We start from the raw sequence: 19,413 nt of genomic DNA on the forward strand, positions 1-19,413 counted from the left end.
TATAAAACACGAATCACTGTTAAAGGTGAATCCCTGCACAAAAATGGTATATATGGGAATCCATCTTAAAAATCATGGCACCATGATGAACTAAAAGAATACCCCTATTCCTTTATTTTCAGGTGATCTATAATACCACTCTGAGAAACTGTTCTAAGTTTTCTTTCTGGTTTATTCTGATAACCGATTATGATAGAGTTGTGGACAGTCATTGTTTTAAAATCAAAAACAAGGGTCAAATAATCCTTTAAACCCGTTTCATGCCAACTTACCATATATAATTCGTCTCCCATTTTAAGGGATTTATAGGAAATATTCTTGTTTCCATTACCTTTTGATGGCCCTGTAACCCATTCATACTTGGCTTTTCCTTCATCAAATTCCATATGAATAGCGGTACCGTTTTGATATTGAAAATTAAAGGAATAACCATCCAAAAAATACTCTGGCTCTCCAAATTGATATTTACTTTCTTCGGGGGTCTTGTATTGACCAAAACTAGATCCAACACTAAACAGGACCAGACCTATACAGATTACTAATTTTGAATTCATTTTCTTTGATTTAAAAGTTCAGTACAAAATTGGCAAAATGCCCATCTCTAGAGTAGGTAAATCGTTGAAAAAGAATGGTAAATATGAGATTAAAGGTCTACAAGTCTGCTTTAAACCGTTTTGGAGTTACCTCTGTGTGTTTTTTAAAGAATTTGGTGAAGTTGGTTACCTCGTCAAAACCCATGTCATAGGCTATTTCCTTTAGGCTTTTATCCGTACTTAGTATGGCACGTTTTACCTCCAGAACTACATACTGATCAATGAAATGTTTAGGGGTGTTCAATGTAAAAATATGCACTAGTTTCCCTAAATGCTTGGTAGAGATACGCATCTTAGAAGCATAATCCTTCACGTTTCTAGTTGTGGCAAAGTCTTTTTCTACAAGGTTTTTGAATTGAAGAAACAACGGATAGTAATCTCTATCCTGATTGGAGATTCGCTTAGCCCCAGAAATGCGTTCTAACTTTAACAGGTACAGTTCCAGTATTTTGGCTAGAATATTCTGCTGTCCATAACTGTATTCTACCTGTAATTCTTCCCGTAATTGATGGACAAAAGAATCATTTAAACCACTGTTTTGGACCAAGGGGTCAGAAATATGGTAATTGTATAAATGGGAAATGAACTCAATTGATGGTTTTGAAAAAAATCTAAGAATAAAATCTTCTGTAAAAATGACGAGGAAACCTTTATAGCCAATTTTTTGCTGAAAGGCTTGCACTTGCCCTTTTGCTATTTTCAATACTGAACCTACTTTTACCTGGTACCTTTGCAGGTCAATTTCATGATACCCCTCCCCCTCGGTAATGACGAGCAAAGCAAAGAAGTGGATACGATGGGGCTTTTTAGGGTCATGGTCTAAACCTCTATCTATTTTTGCTGATAAGTCGGATATCGTCAGTACGTCGAAATCCTTGATATGTTCCTCTCCTTCAAATGCTATGTTGGGAATATCAATCACCCGTATTCTTTTTTCTGCTGTAATAACGATTCTAAATTGAAGATAGGAAAATTACGAATAAAGAAGGACCATAGCATCATAGAAAGGTATTACCGACTAATCATTGAATCTGTCTATTAACTTTACCAAACAAAAAATCAAAATAAAACCGCCCTATTCCAATGCATAACATCTGAATAGGGCGGTTTAAAAATTTCAAAAGAATCTTGGGAAACTTTGCTTAATTAATAAGCAAAAGTGCTTTTTGAGGGATAAGAATCTTATCTATAGTATGGATAACCCCGTTAGAAGCTTCAATATCAAATTCAACAAAATTAGCTTTAAACTCAGAAGCATCTTGAAGCGCCAAACCTGCGGCTCCTTCTACAACATCTACTGAGTCATCTTCAATTAAAGTGGCCAATGTGCCTACTTTTAAGTCATTACGAGCAATTACCTCTTTTACGGCATGACCTAAAATAATTTCTTTAAGCGCTTGTTTCTCCAAAATATTGGTGAAATCCGAAAATGAATTATAATCATCTCCCAAAGTTTTGAACAACTGTTCTATAGCGGCATTGGTAGGTGCAAAAACCGTATACTCGCCCGTGTTGAATATATCTTCTAAACCAGCTTCTGCAATACCTTCTGCAAACAAGGATAATTCCTCGGTCTGGTTCACTAAATTAATCAAGGTACTTTTTGGGAATAAATCTGCCAAAACGGATTCGGGTATAAGAACCTTATCTATGATATGAAGAACACCGTTGGCCACCTCAATATCCGCTGCAGTTATTCTAGCATCTATCTCCGTAGTATCTATGATATACACATCACCATCTACCGTAATTTTAATTTCTTCGGATTGTAGGGTCTCTAAAATGGAACCATTGGAAAGTTCAGTAGAAAAATTAGCTCCTCCAATAATGGCGTGGTATTTTAATACTTGCGAAAGGATTTCCTTTTCCAAATCCTCATCAAAATCCAAAACATCCGTATACTCTTTTAAAGAAGCTAAAAATCCTGTAAACGCTTCATTGCTAGGTACAAAAAATGTAATCTTTTCGCTTTCATCGGAAAGCATGTTTACTAACGAATCATCTATAGTATCCAACGCATTGGCAGAGATGCTTAAACTATCTACGGATTTAATAAATTCCGCGGCATTCAACAAGGTTTCCTCCGGTGTCCCCTCTTCTGGAGTTTCGGTTACCGGTTCTTCGGTCTTGTCCTCTTCTTTTCCAATCTCGTTCTCTATATCATCTGAAATATCACTTCCTTTGGAACATCCTATAGCCATGGACACCCCCAAAAAGAGCATGCATAAATTTTTAATAAAGCGGGTTGTGCGTATCATTTTCATAACGGTTTTATCTGGGCGACAAATTAGTTCTTTATTAAAATTCATAGCCTAGCCTTAGTTTAATTCTAGGTTAGCTAAACTTTAAATCTAACTGTAAAAAATTGGATTAGGGAGCGGTAACCACCAATTGAGCCGTTTTTTCATCATCTACGTTTGTATCGGACATGGTCTTTAAGAATGCTATAATAGCCTTTTGTTCTTCTTGGGTGAGTTCCAATTCATCAAAAGGTAAGGTCTGGTGTTCCAAATCAAAGCCCATTCCGCCACCACCGCCTTTGTTGTAGAAATCCATAACCTCTTCCAACGTATTGTACACCCCATTGTGCATGTAGGGTGCCGTAAATTCCGAATTACGTACGGTAGGAGTTTTGAACATTCCTAAATGCTCCGGTTTGTTATAACGCCAGTAAAAGCCAAGGTCGTCATCCAAAATTTTGTTTTCGGCCGTTTCCGGAACTCCTATGACCTCTTTTTCGGTCTCTGCGTAAAACGGTGGCACTGTTCCATTTGTTAGCGGCATGAAGTGACATGTAGCACATAACGCCTTACCCATAAAAAGATTCATACCCAATTTTTCTTGGGAAGTAAACGAATCTTCTTCGGCTCTTATATTCTTATCGAACTTAGAATCAAATCCGTTTAAAGTAGATATATAAGATGAAATAGCTTTAATGATGTCTGTGTTCCTATTTGAAATTCTTCCAAAAGCCTCCTCAAATAAAACGTGATAAGTAGTATCCTTTAATATATCCGTAGAGAATTCATGCACACCTGTATTAAATTCCTGTTCATTATTGAATACGGATGAAATTTGATCCAAAATATTCTCTGCACGGCCATCCCAAAAGAAGCTTTTTTGAAACGCAACATTTATTAATGTAGGTGCATTACGCTGTAAAGGGCTTCCATTGTTACCCGTATTCACCGGTATACCATCCGTATAGGCTTTTTCCGGCATGTGACAAGTTACACAGGCCATTTTACCCGTTTGCGACAAATTAGGGTCAAAAAACAGTTTTTCGCCCAAAGCAATTTGTTTTTCGGACGGATTTCTATTTATAGGTGGCGTAAAATAGGTTAGGTTAAAAGCATCCTTTTCAAAAAAAGTAGGCGCATCAAAATTAAAAGGCTTATTATCTACGCCGCTCCAGAGTCCGCTTTCCTTTCTTATGCTAACCCAATTTCTCGTAATAGGATTCATATAATCCCGTATAAATGTGTAACGGTCAAAAGTGTTGAAATCGTTGTTTTTTTGAAGAAAATTGGCCGCTTTTGCTATATTTTGATGAAATTTAGTATCCAAATCACTGTTTTTCACCTGTATGATATCACGCAATGTATGATCATACACCTCTTCCAACCCTCGCAACGAGACCTCACTTTCCGAAAGTCCCAAACCGCTTACCGGTGTATCAAAACCAGATATACCTAAACTAATAATGCGTAAAAGCTGCTGGTGAGTTGCAATAAAAAAACGCTCCGCATTCAACTCTCGCTCAGATACGTTTTGGAGTAAATTAACCAATAAGCCTTTGGTAAGGTTTGTTTCTCTTTTAAAAACCGCGGGCACTTCCCCGCCCTCATAAATTGACTCCTCTATTTTCTGAAGTCCGATAGGGTTCAATATACGTTCTGTATCTTCTGCAAAAACAGGCAAGGCCGGACCATTGGCACGGTGGCCTACTTCTGGATTAAGATAAGAAGCGTAAGGTTCCGCTTTTTTAAATGCAACACGCAGCTTTATGAAGGTTTCCTTTGCTTCTTGCGATTCTGCATCCATCTTGCTCAAGGCATCGATCAACTCAACGGCCTCGGTCATATTTTTTTGATAAAACTTCTGGGCACTGCTCCAATCTACCGTATCTATTGGATGTACAGCTGCCAGTTCTTGGGTTTTGTCCTTACAAGAAAGAAAAAGGGATAGCGTTAAAAGAAAAAATAAAAATCTACTCATGATATGAACAGGTTGAAACTAAAATTATAAAATAGGGAAAGACCCCCATTGAAATATGGAGGTCTTTGTCCTTAAAAAATTAAGGTCTTATCTAGGTAATCCTCTTAGGATAACTATTTGTCCTCCTTGGTTATCTTCTCTAGCACCAGAAGCGATAGCATCAGGGTTATCAGACTCTAAGTCGTGACCATCTTTGCTCTTGAAATCATCATTTTGCCAGTAGTGTGGCTGAAGGTTCAACAAGAAAGTGTCATCAACACCAACCTTGTCAGAGATATCTACCAATGCACCAAACTCACCACTGAAACCTGTGCTTCCAGATGGATCAAGGTCATTTCTAACTACCAATTCCAATACAACTTTAGAATTCTTACCGTTCAAATCTGTTTGGTAGATTGCAGCTGCATGACCTCTATCAAAAGAGTTAGGATCTTCTTGAAGGTATACGAAGTTTTCAGTAACGGTAATGTTATCAGGACTCTGAAGTCTTGAGATATTTCCGTCCATGTTGTTCGTGTCTGTATTACCACTTACGATTTGAGTTAATTTACCTGTTAGAGGAGAATCTTCGTCCAACTCCAACTTGTAAGCAGTACCCCAATCGTTATAAGTACCTCTACCAGGACCTCTACCCGTTACAGCAAAAAATACGTTTCTTGCATTGTCTACAGAACCTTTTTGGTAATCTACATCCTCTACACGCATGAAAGCTGAGGCACCTACGGCAACACAAGCATCTTCCATTTCGTTTTTGGTCATATCCGCTCCGTTTTCGATTTCAACGAACTCAACTTCGTAAGTTTCGCCAAATGCCAACTGACCTTCATTGTAGATTACACCTTCTTCAACAGCCATTGGGGCAATTGGGTTTCCATCTTTATCGGTAGAACCAGAAGCTACTTCCTTGAATTTCAAAACATAGATTTTACCATTGTTGAAATCGGCATCGCCATTTTCAGAATAGTAAAGTGTAACCTGACCTTCTGAACCTGAAGAATCATCATCACCTCCTATAATAACTGTTTTACCTTTGTAGGTATCTCTAGGCAATGGCACAGCATTTTCCCATGAAAACTCACCCAAAGCATCCAAACCAAAATCTGCAGTTGGTGTTGGAACGGCAACATGAGGATCTATACCTTTAACATCATAGTGAAAGCTTTCAGAGGCAGAGAGGAACATATCTCTTGCTCCACCGTGAATATCTGCTTCCCACATAGTACCTGAACATTGACGGGCAAAATCTGCAACACCAGAATTCAACAACCAATCTCCACTAACCGGGTTAAGGTTTTTATCTAAGCGAATACGACTAACCGCATAATTGTCTTCTGCGTTTACGACGTACATATAACCATCACCATCCTTTAAGAAACCTGCACCATCTTGAGCTCCTACCAATTGGAAACCATCTTCAAGAACATCTGTTGAGCTAATTAAAGAATACGCCTTAACAAAGTTGAAGTTTGAATTGATCGCTACTAAAGGATCCAACTCAGATTTGTTTTCAAACATTGTTCCTTCTTCTTCCTGGCCACCGTGACCAACAAAGTTTTCTAATTTTTCACAGGAAGTGGTTGCTACCAAACCTGCCAGTAATACCATTTTAGATACTGTTTTCATTTTGTTCTTTTGGTTATTTGTTACAATAATTTTGAACAAAAATATCCTACCAAACCCCAAATATTGTTAACTGACCGTGGTCATACTTTAAACTAAAGTTCAAGTTTGTGTTAAATCGTTAGCTTAACGTTACCATTTATTTTAATTCTAAATAGCAGGTAGATTTTGGCATGAAAAACGGATTTATAATATGCCACATGGAATTATAAAATAAAAAAAAGGATGGCTTTTACACCATCCCAGTTATCATTATTAAGTTTTGAAATAACCTACCCGCGAACGATACCCATATCACCTAAATCCAAAGGAACCTTTTTTCCTCCTTCTTTAATTGATTTGTAAATGGCTTCTACAATAATCATATCTCGTTTGCCCATTTCACCAGGTGCATAATTTGTAGTCCCCAACATAATGTGTTTTGCAAAATCGTCCATCTGAACTTTTTGCTGACTCTGGTGCGGGAATTTTATTTCCTTTCCGTCTGATGTGCGTCCGCTCAGCGGCCCATAATTATGGCAAGGATTAAGTTCTGCCCAACCTTTTTCAAAAGACACAAAAAGCCTATTGGCATTGGCATTATGTGAAGTAAATAGGTTACCTACAACTCCATCAGGGAATTCCATCTGTGCGGTAATGCTCTCATCCGTATCCTTAAAGTACTCCGGTCTAGAACTAAACTCCTGTGCAGCAACGGATATTGGGTTTTGACCCGTACCGTATATGTTACTCTGTATGCTGTACACACCCATATTCATTAATGCCCCACCACCGGAAAGCGCATGGTTCAATCGCCATTGGTCAGGATTTCCCCTAGAAATATATCCCGCATCGGAAGAAACGTAGCGTACGCTACCAAAAGGTTTTTGCTTTACCAGTCGTTTAATTTCGTTGGTATAAGGGTCAGATTGCATACGGTAACCAACAGATAATTTTACTCCAGCCTCATTGCACGCATCAATAATAGCATCACATTCCTTTACGCTTATGGCCATTGGTTTTTCACAAATAACATGCTTTCCTGCCTTTGCTGCACGAATACAGAACTCCGCGTGCATACTGTTGGGTAACACTACATAGACTATATCAATATCCTTATTCTTGGAAATAGAATCAAAATTATCATAGTTGTACACATTCTTTTTAGGTATGCCGTACTTCTCCATCCACACCTTTTCCTTTTCCGGAGTTCCGGTCACGATTCCTGCTAGATAACAATTCTCGGCATCCTGTAACCCTGGAGCTAATTGTCCGCTACTGTAACTGCCCAAGCCTACTAAAGCTATACCCAGTTTTTTCTTTTCCTTTCCCGAAGAAAAACCATAACCTAATCCAACACTGCTCAAAACAGCTGTTCCCGCGATACCTTTTGATAGTTTAGAATTAAAACTTCTTCTTGATATTTTTTTCATTTTATGTCCCTTTTAAATTTCCCCTCCTAAAATACAGATAATATTGGTTTCTAAAGTGAAGCATCTCAAATTCAAAATAGAAAATAAATTCTTTCCAATACCCGTAACATCTTGAAAGAATTAACTACCTATACATAAAAATAACATATGGCAGGTGAAGGTTTTATGGCACATGCAATTACGAGTTTAAGAACCAACAGGTCACTTTTAAAGAAGCGTAATTTTAAGGACTTAAAGGAGCTTTGTCAAAATGGAACGAGTAAAACGGAAGTTGAATTTAAAAAACTAAGTGCCCGAGAATGGGCAATATTGAAACAAAATATTAGAATGCAGCATAAAAACAACTTGCGCATTGAAACCATGATTTACGTTTTATCAATAGTCCTGACCTTTATAATTCTATTCTATATCTATTGGGCTTTTTTTATATAGCCCTTGCTCAATTAATTTTTATATTTCCGGTTGAAAGGCTACCTTTATAAGCCTTTCTTAACTTAGAAATTTAATGTCTGCCAAACCTTCCTCATATTTCAAAACGTTATCTATAATTCATTTGGCACTGGTTGGTGGCATTATCGCCTTTGGGACATTTAAATACCTAAACAACGGTACTTTTATAGCCAATGCAGACCCCAATGACATCTTTATCTATGTCATACCCATTGTAGGTGCATTTGGTTATTTCATGAGTCAGTTTATATTCAAAAAACAATTGCAAGCCATAAAAAAAACGGATAGTCTTCTTTTAAAAATGCAAAAATATCAAGCGGCTACCATTGTAAAATACGCTCTTATAGAAGGTCCTGCTTTTTTGGCCATAATTGCTTACGGGTTTAACGGTAATGCTCTATTCTTGGTCATTGCTATATTTTTAGTGGTCTACCTCTTCATGCAAAAACCTTCCCAAAGAAAGTTCCTAGAAGAAGTTCCGCTTACACTAGAGGACAAAAAGGAATTCAACAATCCACCAAACAGATAACTCAACAAACACAATGAAACTAAAACCAACGTTACTCGCTTTATTAATGGGACTAGGAATAATCAATGGAATAAAAGGACAGGATTGGCCAAATTTAAGTCAATTTCAAGACGCCAATTCAAAACTGGCCAAACCGGCCGCCAATGAAAACAGAGTTGTTTTTATGGGAAATTCCATAACCATAGGATGGATAAATTCACGTCCAGAGTTTTTTGCCAACAAACCATATGTTAACAGAGGTATTAGTGGCCAGACCACACCACAAATGCTTGTTCGTTTTAGACAAGATGTGGTAGACCTTGAACCTAAGGTCATGGTTCTTCTGGCCGGCACTAACGATATTGCAGGCAATACAGGGCCATCTACTTTAGAAATGATTATGAACAACATAAAATCTATGGCAGATATAGCCGCGGCCAACAACATAAAAGTAGTACTTTCCTCTACGCTTCCCGCTTTTGACTACCCGTGGAAGCCCGGCATGGAACCGGCTCAAAAAATAGTTGAGCTGAATAAAATGATCAAGGCATTCGCCGAGAAAAAAGGCCATATTTATTTGGACTATTTTTCTGCATTAGCGGACGAAAGAAATGGTTTACCAAAGAAATATGCCAAGGACGGCGTTCATCCAACGGTTGAAGGTTACAAAGTCATGGAACCATTAGTAGAAGAAGCTATTGCCCAAGCTTTGAATAATTAAAATAAACTTATTTGCTGCGGAACATGTGCTGAACACAAAAAAATAGCTGTTTATACATATCTTCGGTCGTGATTCTATTTTTGAATCCTACACTTTAAACCTGCAAATGCAAGAAACAGTACAAAATTCCGATTCATCCAATACATATGATTCTATAATAATTGGGTCTGGAGCAGGTGGTTTGGCCACAGCTATTTGCTTAGCCAGGGCAGGTAAGAAAGTCATAGTATTGGAGCAACACGACGTACCTGGAGGCTGGTGCCACAGCTTTTACCTAAACGGACATAGATTTACACCTGGAGTACATTATGTGGGCCTGATGGCCGAGGGCGAAGCAACCAATGACCTATACCGAGGTTTAGGTATTGCCAACGATTTGGTCTTTTTTAGAATGAACCCTGATGCTTATGAACATGTACGAATAGGCAAAGAACGTTTTGATTTTCCCGCTAATCTTGATTTACTTATCGAACGGTTATCATCAAGGTTTCCCGAAGAAAAAAAGCAAATTCACAAATACCTTCACCTTACCCGAAAAGTAAGTGAAGAATTGTATTCCCTCCCCTACTTTAAGGGGTTTTGGCAAAAACTAACCATACCGTTCAAAACCAAACATTTTGGCAAATATGGAATGTTCAGCGTAAGGAAAGTTATAGGTTGGCATATAAAAAATCCGCTTTTAAAAAACATATTGAATATACAATGTGGTGATCACGGCGTGCAACCCAAAAAAGTTCCCTTTGTACTGCATAGTGCTTTAATGTACCATTACTTTCAAGGTGGGTATTACCCCATGGGCGGTGGTGGGGCCTTAATTAAAGCAATGACCAATACGTTAAAAAAACACGGTGGTGAACTTCGTACCAGTACGGCGGTTACGAAAATAGTATTGGAAGGAAATCAACAAAAAAAAGCAGTTGGGGTTGTTCTGGAAAATGGACAACAGCTTTATGCCAATACCATCGTATCCAATGCCGATGTGGGCATAACGTATAATGATTTAGTGGGAAAAGAAAATTTAAGTGCTAAATTTCAAAAGAAGCTCGCTAATACCAAATACTCAAGCACTTCTTTAATGCTGTTCTTGATCGTTGATATGGATTTGCGCAAGGCAGGATTGGATTCCGGAAACATCTGGATGATGCCCAATAAGGACACGGATGATTTTTACGATAGTATGTTAGCATCGGACATTTCAAAAGGAGATGCTTTTGAAGGAATGTTCATTAGTTGTACTACTTTAAAAGACCCATCTAGCTTTGACGGAAAACACCATAGTATTGAGGCTATCACCCTAGTTGATTACAAGGCCTTTGAGATGTTTAAGAACGAAAACCAGGAGCGCTCCCAAGAATACTTGGATTTTAAGGAACTATTGATGCAGAAAATGATAAACGGTCTGGAAAAAGCCATTCCGGGAATTAGCAAGCATATTATCCAGAAAGACTTAGGTACGCCTTTGACCAATAAGTTCTACGTAAACACCACGGACGGTAATATCTATGGTACTGAAAAAAGTTTAAAGCATATTGGTCCGTTTGCCTATAAAGCAAAAAGCGAAATTAAGAACCTCTATTTGTGTGGGGCCAGTATTCTTTCTCATGGCGTGGCAGGAGTTTCCCATTCAGGTGTAGATACCGCAGCCCAAATTCTGGAATGTGATCCGGATGAACTTAAAAAACCACAGGAAGACCAACATATTAGAATCTACGATGCTGAAGATTCCACAGATTACCCTGAGTGGATGTTGAAAAAAATAGCGGTCAAAACTGCTCGGGCCAAAAGCAAAAGCGAAGAAATTAATACATAAGGTACTTTTTCCTAGTACTTCTTAGCTTCGTCCCATGAAACAATATAATAGTTTAGAAAAATAATAACGGTACTATAAACGATAATTCTGATATAGATAAGGGATGGACCATGGAAATGGCCATCCCCTATTCAAATTTTGGTGAGCTTGGTGAAGTTGTTACGATTAAACCCGGTAATAGATGGGCTTTTCTTGCTATTAGGCAAGACCGTAATGATGCCAAGGGAAACAGGCGGTCTACTTCAACCATTTTCCCTATTTATGATATTTCCAAGAATGTACATCAAGCCAACCGTTTTGGCTTAATGGAATTCGTTGAATAAAAAATACGTTACCAGTTGGTAAACGAACCATCTTTGCGACGTAATCTTGGAATTTCAATAGGTTTAAAACCTTTTTCCAAAGCTAATTCCTCATTAAACTCCACTCCCAATCCCGGTGTATCCAATACAGGATAAGTTGGTCCATCCAAAATAGGACGTACCGGATAAAATTCCGGAGCATCCGTACCCATATATTGTGCAGGTGTATTCATTTCTTCTAACCAACCAAAGTTAGGGCTAGCGGCCGCCATGTGAATGGTAGCAGCTGTACATATAGGCCCTAATGGGTTATGGGGCATCAAATCAATGTAATGTGCTTCCGCTAAACTCGCTACTTTCATCGCCTCGGTAATTCCACCTACATTACAAATATCAATACGCGCATATTGAGTTAAGTTTCGTTCTAAAAATGGTAAAAACTGCCATTTACTTGAAAATTCCTCTCCTATCGTAAAAGGTATATCAACCATTTTCCTAAGATTCTCATAGGCTTCCGGATTTTCATCGCGAATAGGTTCTTCAATATAATCCAACGTTCCCGGTGGCATACGTTTTATAAATGAATAGGTCTGCGCAGGAGTAAGACGCGTATGGTAATCTATACCAATGGTTACTGCAGAGCCGACTTCTCTTCTTAAGTCCGTAAGCCATTCCGCTATAACAGCAATAGATTCTCGTGGTTCAAAAAGTTCCTTATCGCCTTCTGCTTCAAATTCTGCAGGAGCCAAACGCAACATGTTCCAACCCTCTTTTATACATATTTTAGAATACTCAAAAAGCTCTTCGCGTGTTCTAAAACGAACTGAAGCAAAACAGTCTACATGGTCGCGATGTTTCCCTCCCAAGAGCTCGTATACGGGTACGCCCAAAGCTTTTCCCTTTATATCGTACAGTGCAATATCTATAGCTGAAATAGCTGCTGTAAGCACCCTTCCGCCTTCAAAATATTGCCCTCTGTACATTTCTTGCCAAAGTGCACCAATATTGCGTGCATCCTTACCTATCAGGAAACCCTTAAAATGTTCTATTGCACCTATAACTGCCAATTCCCTTCCGGAAAGTCCCGAAGCGCCCCAACCGTAGATTCCTGAATCGGTTTCGACCTTAACGACCAACTGGCTCCCAAAACCTACGTTGATAGGAAAAGTTTTAATAGCTGATATTTTCATAAAATTTTTATTTATTAGTGTTTGAGTTTATTTTGATTTTGGTACGATACGCTCAACCTTACCAACAATAAAGGTGTAAGATATAAAACCAAGCAATGCAATACCACCAATAAAGAATAGTGCCGGGCTAAAGTCTCCATCCTCTACCAAATACCCAATAACAATGGGAACAACTATTCCTGCTAATCCGCCTATAAAATTAAAAGCACCACCGGTAAGCCCTATGAGTTTCTTTGGAGCCATAAGTGAAATAAAGACCCATGCAATGCTGGCCAGACCATTTCCAAAAAATGCAATGGCCAAAAATAATATGACAAAAAATGTGCTCTCTGTATAATTGGCCCCTATTATACAAGTAGAAAGCAACATACCAATAATGATGGGAGTCTTTCTTGAAATTTCAACGGAATACCCTTTTTTAATCATAAAATCAGAAGAAAATCCTGAAAGAAGTACTCCAAAAAAGGCCGCCAAAAATGGAATTGACGCCAAAAATCCTGATTTCAGGAAATCCAATCCTCTAAATTCTACCAAGTATGTTGGAAACCAGGTTAGAAAAAATATGGTGGTGGCTCCTAAACAAAATTGACCAATATATAGCCCCCACAACTTTCTGTAGATAAAAGCCTGTTTAAAATCGTGCCAATCAAATTTTTTCTTTTCTTCTTTTTTTACATCGTTCTTACCAATCAGTCCGCCACCTTTTTCAATATATTCCAACTCTTTCTGGCTTATGGATTTATGGTCTTGTGGGTTTCTGTAGAAAAAATACCATATTGCCGCCCATACTAGGCCTATAATACCAGAAATAATAAAGAGTCCTCTCCAACCAAAATAATTCTGGATAGCCACAAGAACGGGTGTTAGGAAAGCAAGCCCCAAGAATTGACCCGATGTGTAAACGGCAATAGCAGATGCCCTTTCATTTTCAGGAAACCATCTGGTAACCACTAAATTATTGATTGGGTAGGAAGGCGCTTCAAATACGCCTATACTGGCACGCAAGCCTAGTAATGCCGCAAAAGAGCTTACCATACCCTGTATAAGTGTTGCAACGGACCATAAAGCCATTATTGCAGAGTATAAGATTCGTGTAGGGAGTTTATCCGCAACAATACCACCTGGAATCTGAAGACAAGCATAAGTCCAGCCAAAAGCCGAAAAAACATACCCCATTTGCACATTGCTAAGCCCCATGTCTTCTTTCATGGCAAAAGCGGCAACCGAAATATTACTTCGATCTAGATAATTTATGACCACCGTAATAAAAATCATGGCCAGTATATTGTAACGTTTTCGTGAAGAATTCTCCTTTTGGTTTAAGTCAATCATGAATTTTGGTTCAATTATTTAGAAATACGAGCGATTAAAAATTAGCCTTTCAAAAACTATAACAGGATAATTTTGCACCCCAATCAAAAAAAGTTTCAAGATAACAATTAATATTTCTTGGAATAAAATATTTCTGTTTAAAATAAATTCAATTACAAGAATTTAGTTAGAAAAAAGAAACGGCAGCAGACCTAAAAGTCTGCCACCGTTTTCAAACAACTAACTCAACTAGTTTATTTTTACCCTTATTAATAAGCTGGGTCTTGCGTTAATACACCAGGCTGTAAATCTATCTGGGTTTGTGGTACAGGCCAGTGATCATCTTGTCCTGCAGTGTAAGTAGAACCTTGTAACCATGGTAATTTTTCATTACTTAACTCAGAGTCTAGGTATTTATTGATGGTAACATCATCTATTCCCCATCTTACCAAGTCTTGGAAACGCATTCCTTCCAAAGCAAATTCTAGACGCATTTCATGATATATAGCTTTTCTAGCATACTCTTGATTTGGAAATGAAGGGTACAGACCAAGATTGTAATTGGCCGCAGGTTGATCTTCATCAATATCCAATTCAGCATCACTTTCAAAAGTTGTATTGTTTACTTTACCCATTACTAAATCGTCTTGAGCACGTTCACGTATCTCATTTACCAAGTCTCTTGCCCTACCAAGGTCATTTTCTTCCATAGCTACTTCCGCTCTCCACAAAATGATATGACTCAGTCTAAACAAACGCCAGTTATTCCCGTTAAGACCATTTGACCAAATTGGACTAGAAATGGATATAACCCCTTTGTTTCTCTTATAGAACATAATTTTCTTGTTTAAGAAAGGTCCCATCCCTGCTTGATCCAACATCCAATCACTACCGGACATTGGTCCCCAATCCAAGAAAGGAATACCACGCCTACCAATGGTCCAATCTACTCTTGGATCTAAAGAAACATCAGTGGGTGTAAAAGGTTCAGTATCCAACAGTCCGTAATCTTCCAATAAAAGGTCATCTTGAAAATTATCTAACAACGGTAGACCGTCCGCATCTGTTTTAAATGCGTTGAACAAATCAAAACTTGGTGCACTATACGAACAACATGACCCAACATCACTACCTCTAGGAAACAAAGTTCTGTGGTCCGCGCCACTATTGGCATCACCTGCACCATCATTTACCGTGTACTGAACTTCAAAAATACTCTCTGCATTATTTTGCTTTTCCTCGTCAAAATTATCGTAGTAATGATCCATTAATTCAAAAGGACCGTTATCAATAATATCATCCAAATAAGGTTTTGCTTCGGCAAACTCTTGTTGAAACATATGAACACGTGCCAAAAGCGCTTTGGCGGCCCAACGAGAGGCTCGTCCTATTTCAACATCTTCGGCCATACCATTATCTATTCCCCACTTAATATCGGCTTCAATCTTATCCCATACTTCCTCGTTATTGGTCACTTCACTTGCAACAACATCGTCCGTTATATATGGAATCTTCTCAATTTTATTACGCAGTTGAAAATGGAACCATGCGCGCAACCAACGTGCTTCCGCCTCTAATTGTATGGCATCTGCAGGATCTACATTCTCTCCCGCTTTTTTAAGAACACGAATAGCATCATTAGCTCTGGCAATGGCATCATAATTTGCCGCCCATAAACCTTCTATCCATTGGTTGGCCGCATCGGTCTCATATCTTTCAATAAGGTTAATTGGATCCCAGCCCCCAGTTTGATCGCCACGGTGCATATCATCAGATGGCACATCTCCCCAAACCCAGTTGGTTGCAGATGCCTCTCCCTGACCGCCTGCTTCACCAGCAGAATACCCATCTATCCTAGAATAAGCTCCAACGAGCAAAAGGTCTACACCATCTGCGTTGGTTAATATTTCCTCACTTACAGCTCCTTTTGGTTTTTCTTCAAGAAACTCCTCTCCGCACGACCATGAAAGGGCCGTGACCATAGCGAGCAATCCCGTTTTTATAACTATATTATTTTTCATTTTTTTTGCAATTTTATGTTTTATAATGAGATGTTAAGACCAAAAATGATCTGTCTTGGGGAAGGCCAAGTACCCAAATCCAAACCTCTATCTATATCACTAGAGAAGTTAGAATCAGGATCATTATACAAAGCTATTTCCGGATCAAGACCAGAGTAATCCGTTATAGTGAACAAATTTGTTCCCATAACATAGATTCTCATTTTAGTAAGGCTTGTCTTGTCCAATATGCGTTGCGGCACATTAAACCCTATCTGTGCATTCTGCAAGCGTATATAAGATGCATCTTCAACTAAATCTGAATGTGTATTCTGCTCAAAACTAGTCTGAGAAGAAGCTTTTGGCAACACTGCATCTGCATTGTTATCTAAATATGGGCTACCCCAAGATCTATATAAACGGTCTGCACTTTTCGGTCCTTGAAACAATCCGTATCTGGTAAAACGGTTATAGTAGTTAATAGCGTCATTACCTTGACTAGTATATAAGCTTGCTCTAAAATCAAAACCTTTGTACTCCATTCCCAAGTTAAGACCTGCGGTGAAATCCGGATTTGGATTTCCTATAAAGGTTCTATCATCAGGAGTAATGTCACCACTACCATCGAAATCCCTAATCTTAAGATTACCCGGTTGATTGTAAGTACCATTTTCTGGATGGGCATCTGCTTCTGCTTGAGTCTGGAAAATACCATCTACAATATAGCCATAAAATTCCGGAAATGCTCTTCCTTGCTCTACTCTTGAATAGGTCTGAGCTCTTTGACTTCTACCTGTAATAAATTCATTTTCATTACCACTAAGTTTTTTAACGGTGTTCTTGTAGGTAGAGAAAATTACACCCACATTATATTTAAAGTCTCCTTCTTCAGAGCCACCTCCATTATAACTTAGTTCAATATCAACACCTTTGTTTTCCATGTCTCCAATATTTACACTTGGCGCCGTAGCAAAACCTTCTACTGCAGGAATAGCTATTGGGAACAACATGTCTTGCGTATCCTTTCTCCATAAGTCTACGGTAAGGTTTACATGACTGAACAAAGTTGCATCAACAGCGAAGTTTGTTGAGGTTGTAGTTTCCCATTTTGCATCAGGATTACCGATTGCGGTAGACTGGAAACCTTGTTTAATAGTATTATCCGAACCACCAAGGCCGTAAAAAGAGCTTCCCAAATCAGAACCGAAGGTGCTAAAACCATTGTAATTTCCTATTTGATCGTTACCTGATTGTCCCCAACCTGCTCTAAGTTTTAAGTAATTTAACCAGCTGCTATCTGCCAAGAAGTTTTCTCTTGACACAACCCAACCACCGGATATTGCGGGGAAATTACCCCATCTATTATTGGCACCAAATCTAGATGATCCATCACGTCTTACCGTAGCTTCAACCATGTATTTATCATCATAAGAATAGTACAGTCTTGCGAAATATGAATTCAGTGCCCATGCAGCGGCTTGAGAACCGTTTGTTTGATTTTCCGAACCGGAACTCAACAAAAAGAAATCATCATCCGTAGAAATAAAACTTTCTCTCCCGGCACTAATTTGATCATAATTAAAACGGGTAGATTCCGTTCCTAACAACACATCTAAGTTGTGCTTATCGTTAAATGTTTTTGAATAGCTAAGCGTGTTGGTAAAGTTCCAAGTTAAATCATTACTCCTTGTTTCTGTAAGTGTATGACCTGTGGTACCATTGGTGTTTTCTGGATCAGCAAAACGTGGGTCATGATTAGCGAACCAATTCATGTTATATCCTAAAAGCGTTTTAAACGTTAGGTTCTTAACTGGTTTTACTTCAACAAAAACATTACCTGTAACGTTCAACGTTGTACGTTTATCTTTTCGTTGTCTAAAATTATTTCCAACTGGGTTAGGACCATCATTTAATCCACCGCCAACAACACCTCCTGCAAAATTTCCAGCAACATCTCTCACAGGAATTAATGGGCTTGTTTCAATTATACTGTTAAAACCAACGGTATTACCTTTAGACTCACTAAGGGTAACCCCCAAACGTTCACCTATTTTCAACCAATCCTTTATTTCAGAATCTACGTTGGAACGAATTGCGTAACGGTTAAAAGAGTTATCACGTAAAACACCATCTTCCTTAAAGTAGTTTGCACTAAAGGCATATGTTGTTTTTTCTGAGCCACCCGAAACGGAAACTACAAAATCCTGTATTAATGCGGGTTGGTAAAGTTCTTCCATCCAGTTTGTACCTGCTTTGTTGGTCAAGGTAATGGGATATGTTCTTTCTTGGTACAAAGCCGGGTTCGTAGAAGGGTCTCCTATTGAAGCTCCGTTTGGAAATAAGTAATCATTTACCTGTGTAGCTCTTATATTATTCGGGTCAAAACGAAAATGAGCGTGATTAGGAGTAATACCGTCATTAGTCTGCTCCAACCAAATCTGCTGACCTATTAAGTTGGGGTCAGTAACAAATTCATAACCTGCTGTTGATGTACCCATACCGCTTCTTAAGCTTACATCTACTTTTGCCGGTTGCGCTTTTCTACCAGAGACCGTGGTTATAAGAATTACACCGTTTGCACCTCTTGAACCGTAAATAGCAGTTGAGGAAGCATCCTTAAGAACTTGCATAGATTGAATCTGGCTAGTTGGTGGTGGCGTTGCGCCAAAAACCCCGTCAACAACATACAAAGGACCGTTACCATTAATAGTACCTAAACCACGAATCCTTACCTGAGCATTCTGCCCTGGTCTAGCCGAAGCATTTACCGTTACACCAGCTGCACTACCTTGAAGTGCCCTTGTTGCATCGGCAGAAGCTTGTTGCTCTATGTAAGCCGTTTTTACGGTACTTACAGCACCTGTTACATCGGCCTTTTTTCTTGACCCATAACCAATAACAACAACCTCGTCCAACAATTGTGAGTCAGGTTGTAGTTGTACATTGATGCTAACGCCGGTTTCGGCAGTAACTTCTTTTGTGGTATACCCTGTGTAAGAAATAACCAGGACATCCCCAGACTTTGCGGCTAACGTAAAATTACCGTCAAAATCCGTTACAACACCATTGGTGGTGCCTTTTACTAAAACATTGGCACCGAACATGGGTTGATTAAGTTCATCGGTTATGGTTCCACTTACGTTGGAATCTTGTGCGTATCCCATAGAGACACAAGTCAACATAAGCCCAAACAGCAACCAATGCTTGCGTTTTGTTAGTTGTTTAAATAAACATTCTTTCATAATAATGTCTGTTTTTGTTAGTTAGTATTTTGATTA

Annotated in this window: 15 protein-coding genes; 5 read left to right on the forward strand and 10 right to left on the reverse strand. The window is 38.6% G+C overall.

The features are described 5' to 3' along the window. Window positions 1-104: 104 nt before the first annotated feature. The 6 genes from Q4597_RS08085 to Q4597_RS08110 all read right to left on the reverse strand — a co-directional run bounded on the left by Q4597_RS08085 (window position 105) and on the right by Q4597_RS08110 (window position 7,843). The gene (locus tag Q4597_RS08085; RefSeq protein ID WP_303405735.1) at window positions 105-554 is read right to left on the reverse strand and encodes a MoaF-related domain-containing protein; all 450 of its coding nucleotides are present in this window, start codon (window positions 552-554) and stop codon (window positions 105-107) included. Between the two features lie 97 nt (window positions 555-651). Next, a complete protein-coding gene (locus Q4597_RS08090; RefSeq protein ID WP_303405737.1) occupies window positions 652-1,515 on the reverse strand; it encodes an AraC family transcriptional regulator in 864 nt (287 codons plus the stop codon). A 220-nt stretch (window positions 1,516-1,735) separates the two neighbouring features. After that, complete coding sequence (locus tag Q4597_RS08095) at window positions 1,736-2,851, reverse strand: fasciclin domain-containing protein (protein ID WP_303405739.1); 1,116 nt, start codon at window positions 2,849-2,851, stop codon at window positions 1,736-1,738. 112 nt (window positions 2,852-2,963) lie between these two features. Beyond that, complete coding sequence (locus Q4597_RS08100) at window positions 2,964-4,811, reverse strand: cytochrome-c peroxidase (RefSeq protein WP_303405740.1); 1,848 nt, start codon at window positions 4,809-4,811, stop codon at window positions 2,964-2,966. 87 nt (window positions 4,812-4,898) lie between these two features. Beyond that, a complete protein-coding gene (locus Q4597_RS08105; RefSeq protein WP_303405742.1) occupies window positions 4,899-6,434 on the reverse strand; it encodes a hypothetical protein in 1,536 nt (511 codons plus the stop codon). A 269-nt stretch (window positions 6,435-6,703) separates the two neighbouring features. Then, the gene (locus Q4597_RS08110) at window positions 6,704-7,843 is read right to left on the reverse strand and encodes a Gfo/Idh/MocA family protein (RefSeq protein WP_303405743.1); all 1,140 of its coding nucleotides are present in this window, start codon (window positions 7,841-7,843) and stop codon (window positions 6,704-6,706) included. A gap of 147 nt (window positions 7,844-7,990) precedes the next feature. Here Q4597_RS08110 and Q4597_RS08115 point away from each other — a divergent pair, with 147 nt between their 5' ends. The 5 genes from Q4597_RS08115 to Q4597_RS08135 all read left to right on the forward strand — a co-directional run bounded on the left by Q4597_RS08115 (window position 7,991) and on the right by Q4597_RS08135 (window position 11,655). Then, a complete protein-coding gene (locus Q4597_RS08115) occupies window positions 7,991-8,275 on the forward strand; it encodes a hypothetical protein (RefSeq protein WP_303405744.1) in 285 nt (94 codons plus the stop codon). Between the two features lie 73 nt (window positions 8,276-8,348). Then, entirely contained in the window at window positions 8,349-8,822 is a 474-nt protein-coding gene (locus tag Q4597_RS08120) for a hypothetical protein (protein ID WP_303405745.1), read from the forward strand. A gap of 13 nt (window positions 8,823-8,835) precedes the next feature. Next, complete coding sequence (locus tag Q4597_RS08125; RefSeq protein ID WP_303405746.1) at window positions 8,836-9,522, forward strand: SGNH/GDSL hydrolase family protein; 687 nt, start codon at window positions 8,836-8,838, stop codon at window positions 9,520-9,522. Between the two features lie 106 nt (window positions 9,523-9,628). Then, on the forward strand, window positions 9,629-11,332 hold the full coding sequence (locus Q4597_RS08130) for an NAD(P)/FAD-dependent oxidoreductase (RefSeq protein WP_303405747.1): 1,704 nt from the start codon (window positions 9,629-9,631) through the stop codon (window positions 11,330-11,332). Between the two features lie 110 nt (window positions 11,333-11,442). Further along, on the forward strand, window positions 11,443-11,655 hold the full coding sequence (locus Q4597_RS08135) for a hypothetical protein (protein WP_289040074.1): 213 nt from the start codon (window positions 11,443-11,445) through the stop codon (window positions 11,653-11,655). Between the two features lie 8 nt (window positions 11,656-11,663). On the opposite strand, the gene Q4597_RS08140 is transcribed toward Q4597_RS08135, so the two are convergent. From Q4597_RS08140 to Q4597_RS08155, 4 genes are all read right to left on the reverse strand, one after another. Continuing rightward, on the reverse strand, window positions 11,664-12,824 hold the full coding sequence (locus tag Q4597_RS08140) for a mandelate racemase/muconate lactonizing enzyme family protein (protein WP_215439274.1): 1,161 nt from the start codon (window positions 12,822-12,824) through the stop codon (window positions 11,664-11,666). 27 nt (window positions 12,825-12,851) lie between these two features. Beyond that, window positions 12,852-14,156, reverse strand: coding sequence for an MFS transporter (locus tag Q4597_RS08145; protein ID WP_215439272.1), 1,305 nt, complete (start codon window positions 14,154-14,156; stop codon window positions 12,852-12,854). Between the two features lie 248 nt (window positions 14,157-14,404). Continuing rightward, window positions 14,405-16,156 carry a RagB/SusD family nutrient uptake outer membrane protein gene (locus Q4597_RS08150; protein WP_303405748.1) on the reverse strand — a complete coding sequence of 584 codons (1,752 nt, stop codon included), beginning with the start codon at window positions 16,154-16,156 and terminating at the stop codon, window positions 14,405-14,407. Window positions 16,157-16,176: 20 nt separating this feature from the next. Continuing rightward, the gene (locus tag Q4597_RS08155) at window positions 16,177-19,377 is read right to left on the reverse strand and encodes a TonB-dependent receptor (protein ID WP_303405749.1); all 3,201 of its coding nucleotides are present in this window, start codon (window positions 19,375-19,377) and stop codon (window positions 16,177-16,179) included. Window positions 19,378-19,413: the final 36 nt, after the last annotated feature.

Origin of the sequence: Zobellia sp. 1_MG-2023, assembly GCF_030549125.1 — a bacterium.
Lineage (GTDB): Bacteria > Bacteroidota > Bacteroidia > Flavobacteriales > Flavobacteriaceae > Zobellia > Zobellia russellii.

Excerpts from the sequence above, each read along its gene's own strand:
- Q4597_RS08085 (WP_303405735.1), bottom strand. The coding sequence starts at position 554 with ATGAATTCAAAATTAGTAATCTGTATAGGTCTGGTCCTGTTTAGTGTT.
- Q4597_RS08095 (WP_303405739.1), bottom strand. The coding sequence starts at position 2,851 with ATGATACGCACAACCCGCTTTATTAAAAATTTATGCATGCTCTTTTTG.
- Q4597_RS08100 (WP_303405740.1), bottom strand. The coding sequence starts at position 4,811 with ATGAGTAGATTTTTATTTTTTCTTTTAACGCTATCCCTTTTTCTTTCT.
- Q4597_RS08105 (WP_303405742.1), bottom strand. The coding sequence starts at position 6,434 with ATGAAAACAGTATCTAAAATGGTATTACTGGCAGGTTTGGTAGCAACC.
- Q4597_RS08110 (WP_303405743.1), bottom strand. The coding sequence starts at position 7,843 with ATGAAAAAAATATCAAGAAGAAGTTTTAATTCTAAACTATCAAAAGGT.
- Q4597_RS08115 (WP_303405744.1), top strand. The coding sequence starts at position 7,991 with ATGGCAGGTGAAGGTTTTATGGCACATGCAATTACGAGTTTAAGAACC.
- Q4597_RS08120 (WP_303405745.1), top strand. The coding sequence starts at position 8,349 with ATGTCTGCCAAACCTTCCTCATATTTCAAAACGTTATCTATAATTCAT.
- Q4597_RS08125 (WP_303405746.1), top strand. The coding sequence starts at position 8,836 with ATGAAACTAAAACCAACGTTACTCGCTTTATTAATGGGACTAGGAATA.
- Q4597_RS08130 (WP_303405747.1), top strand. The coding sequence starts at position 9,629 with ATGCAAGAAACAGTACAAAATTCCGATTCATCCAATACATATGATTCT.
- Q4597_RS08135 (WP_289040074.1), top strand. The coding sequence starts at position 11,443 with ATGGAAATGGCCATCCCCTATTCAAATTTTGGTGAGCTTGGTGAAGTT.
- Q4597_RS08140 (WP_215439274.1), bottom strand. The coding sequence starts at position 12,824 with ATGAAAATATCAGCTATTAAAACTTTTCCTATCAACGTAGGTTTTGGG.
- Q4597_RS08145 (WP_215439272.1), bottom strand. The coding sequence starts at position 14,156 with ATGATTGACTTAAACCAAAAGGAGAATTCTTCACGAAAACGTTACAAT.
- Q4597_RS08150 (WP_303405748.1), bottom strand. The coding sequence starts at position 16,156 with ATGAAAAATAATATAGTTATAAAAACGGGATTGCTCGCTATGGTCACG.
- Q4597_RS08155 (WP_303405749.1), bottom strand. The coding sequence starts at position 19,377 with ATGAAAGAATGTTTATTTAAACAACTAACAAAACGCAAGCATTGGTTG.